We start from the raw sequence: 3,448 nt of genomic DNA on the forward strand, positions 1-3,448 counted from the left end.
CAAATCTTGTGACACTCTCGAACCGAAAGGCGAGAGCAACAGGGAATACAAAGCAGACCTAAGTATTGAAGGAGACCTCTCTACCCGACAACCCCCCAAAAAGCCCCAGTTAAGAGATAGCATGATATTTTCCTCGCATTACTGCTGCTTGATCGCTTTCACAGCAGCTAGATATCGCTCTTTAACATCCTTTTGATCTAGCTCTTCTGAAATTCCTTCGTGACTGCCGCGCTCGATCATATTGGCATGACGCAGCAGGGCGGCTCGATCTACCTTGGTGTGGGTAAAAGGGGCAATAACGGCGATCGCTTCCAGCAGGCGCATTGTGACTGCTACGCTCGTTTGTCCATACTGGCGAATTTGATTAAAAGCGGCATTGATCGCATCGACGAAAGACACGGGTTCAGCAATCACGCGCAGCTTATCTTCGTCATCATAGCGGTAGGCAGACGAAATCTCTCGTTGTGCCAGATGGCAAAGAGCGGCGCTGAGTTGATCGATACAACGAATAGCCGTAAACGGATCATTAATGCCCGGTGAGAGAGCACGAACGGCAATCTCAACCAGTTGATTAATGGAGAACTCTATATCTTGTCGGTCAGTCCGCTGCGAACCCACTACAAAAGCATTGTTGATTTGCTCAACCAGCTTTTTACAAACAGCTTCTGCGGGATAAACGATCGCGAGCGGACTGCCCTTCACTACAAAGTTTCCAGGGCGATGCTGAAGCTGGAGTAGGAGATTTTCTTTGATCGCAGTCTGCATTAACTGGTCTGCATCAATGGCTTGAATATAGCTGCTACTGCTAGCTTGAATCGGGCAGGCATCGCGATCAAAATTGGTTGGGATTTCAGATGAAGGTTCCTGTCGCTGCTTTAATGCGTCACGTCCTATCTGTTCGGGAAAGAGGCGATCAATCACGTCATCTAGTTCACGTCCTACTTTAGAAATGACGTGATCTACTTGAATGGATGATGCTGAATGGTGAATGAAGTAGATCAAAACACCAATGCTGGCGATCGCCAATCCAATACCGCAAGTAACGGCAATATGCGGCACAAACTCATTTTTGGTAACGCCGTTAATCGTTCGCAGCACCAGCAGGCTATAAACAAACGTAGAGATAAAAGTTCCTAAAACAATTTGGTTGCCCGTATCTTGCATGAAGTTTCGCAGCAGACGAGGACCAAACTGTGAGGACGCAAGCTGAAGGGCGACGATCGTAATGGAAAATGCCGTTGTCGCAACGCTCACCATTGAACCTGCAATGGCTGAAAGAATAGCGCGTGAACCGTTTGGACCTAGCGCATAAGCCCAACCCAAATTGTCAATAATTTCTGTGTCTAAGCTTTGATCAATGTGAATGGTTAAAAACGACAGCCCGATCGCTAGCACTACCATCAGGGTTGGGACAAACCAGAAGCTAGAGTGCAGTGAATCCAATAGCTCACTGAGCTTAGTTTTCATTCGTTCGCTTCTCCTCTAAAGAATGCTTTGCGCTATCTCCTTCAGAGCCATTTCGCTGAGCTTTAATTTCAGCAAGCTGTCTGAGCGAACTGCTGATGTTGTGGGACTGCGGCACTTTGCCAGCAGGCCAGCCTTCACGCTGTCGAGTCCGATCTCCATCTGTTGCTTTAGTCTGGTCATGAAACAGAATTTGCTGCGTCGGGAAGGGCAGATCGATGCCATGTGCCGTTTGTTTGTTTTTAATGTTCGTCAACACTCGATCTTGGAGATCTAACATATCGGCACGACGGGGTGGTTGCACCCACCAACGAGCGCGAATGTTGACGGTGCTTCCTGCTAGATCAACCACAATTGCATCAGGAGCAGGAGTTTCTAACACCCCATCAGTTCCATGCCCTACCTCTAGAATCAGCCGCTGCGCTTCGTCAATATCATCACCGTAGCCAATGCCGATCTCGTACTCTAAACGACGATTTTCAAAGGCAGTATTGACTGTGACTGAATTGGTAAAGAGCTCAGAGTCTGGAACGACAACCCGCCGTCCATCATAGGTTTTAATCGTTGTCGCTCTTGTTTGAATGTTTTCGGCAGTTCCTTCAAACTCTTTGAAAACGATTTGATCGTCGATTTGAAAAGGTTCAGTTAATAGAATTAAAATTCCCGCTAGAAAGTTTTGTAAGATGTCTCGAAACGCAAAGGCGATCGCGATACCACTGATTCCAAGTAGCTGTACAAGATCACTGGCTTTGAGAGAAGGAATCACGATCAACAGCGCAATAAATAAACCGATCAAAATGGTTGTACCTTGCGCTAATTGCCCTAGCACCATCCCTAAATTGCAAGCTTGGCGGCGATCGCGCTTCAGGTTCCTAACGGCTTTCTTGATAGTTCTAGCAACGAAGAAAAAGATAGCAAAGACAATCAACGCCAGTATGATATTGGGCAGTAAGGCAATAAAGCCGTTTAGAATTGCCTGCATCTTGCCTACAAAAGTCGCTATTTCAGTATTCATGACAAGATTGCCTCAGTATCACGCCAGCAGTATACAGAAAAGAAACAGGATTAACTTCTATCTAGGGTTATTGATGGTTCTGCCTTAAGCTTTGAATCTCGGTTCGCAAAGCGGTAATTTCGTCTCGGAGAACATCAATCGATTCTGCTCCGACAATTTCTGCTTCGTTATCATAGCATCTTGTCCAATAAAGAAGGTAGCTAAAGTTGCCGTTACGTAGCCAAACACTGCGAACGCAGCAAAAAACAGAGAATGCGGCCTTCTGGGGTATAAGTAGCACGGATACTGTTGGCTAACTCAAAAAGGGCGAAAAATCAGTATTCTGAGGCTAGTCGCTAGTCATTCAGGAGTGCGATCACCAATGTCTATCAAGCCACAGCCTATCGATCCGGTTCCAGCCGATACCCAACGCGTCGCCAACGCTGCCTTTCGGAAAGGCAATCCATACGTGACCTTGCGAAATGAACTCGGCACAGTCTTTGAGGACAGCGACTTCACAGACTTATTCTCATCGACAGGTCAGCCAGGGCTCCCGCCGTGGCGACTAGCGCTGGTGACGGTGCTGCAATTCCGCGAGAATCAGTCCGACCGTCAAGCTGCTGAATCAGTCCGTTCGCGTATCGACTGGAAGTATCTGCTAGGACTAGAGCTGACAGATGAATGCTTCGATTTCAGTGTCCTGAGCGAATTTCGCGGACGGCTGATAGCCAGCGAGCAGGAGCATCTTCTGCTAGACAAACTACTACAGAGCTGTCAGGAGAAAGGATTGATTAAGTCGCGTGGCAAGCAGCGCACAGACGCTAGTAGCGTCGTGGCCGCTATCCGCAAGCTCAACCGCCTAGAGCTAGTCGGCGAAACGATGCGAGCGACGTTGAATGAACTGGCCACAGTCGCACCCGAGTGGCTAACGACAATTGCGCCGGATGAGTGGTACCTGCGCTACGGGCGACGCGTCGAGGACTACCATCT

3 protein-coding genes and 1 pseudogene are annotated in these 3,448 nt (G+C 48.1%); 1 reads left to right on the forward strand and 3 read right to left on the reverse strand.

Annotation, left to right across the window (positions count from 1 at the left end; translation table 11 throughout):
* Positions 1-138 precede the first annotated feature (138 nt).
* From CKL79_RS22030 to CKL79_RS24480, 3 genes and pseudogenes are all read right to left on the reverse strand, one after another.
* A complete protein-coding gene (locus CKL79_RS22030) occupies positions 139-1,467 on the reverse strand; it encodes a DUF2254 domain-containing protein (protein ID WP_121971662.1) in 1,329 nt (442 codons plus the stop codon).
* Positions 1,457-2,479, reverse strand: a complete 1,023-nt coding sequence (locus CKL79_RS22035) for a mechanosensitive ion channel family protein (protein WP_121971663.1) — start codon at positions 2,477-2,479, stop codon at positions 1,457-1,459. The genes CKL79_RS22030 and CKL79_RS22035 overlap by 11 nt, the downstream gene beginning before the upstream one ends.
* Before the next feature lie 67 nt (positions 2,480-2,546).
* Positions 2,547-2,748: pseudogene (locus tag CKL79_RS24480) on the reverse strand (potassium channel protein); the annotation flags it as partial.
* A 92-nt stretch (positions 2,749-2,840) separates the two neighbouring features.
* Here CKL79_RS24480 and CKL79_RS22045 point away from each other — a divergent pair.
* On the forward strand, positions 2,841-3,448 hold a 608-nt coding region (locus CKL79_RS22045), incomplete at its 3' end, for a transposase (RefSeq protein WP_141242285.1).

It is taken from the genome of Leptolyngbya sp. BC1307 (assembly GCF_002286735.1).
In the GTDB taxonomy this organism is placed as follows: Bacteria; Cyanobacteriota; Cyanobacteriia; order Phormidesmidales; family Phormidesmidaceae; genus Phormidesmis.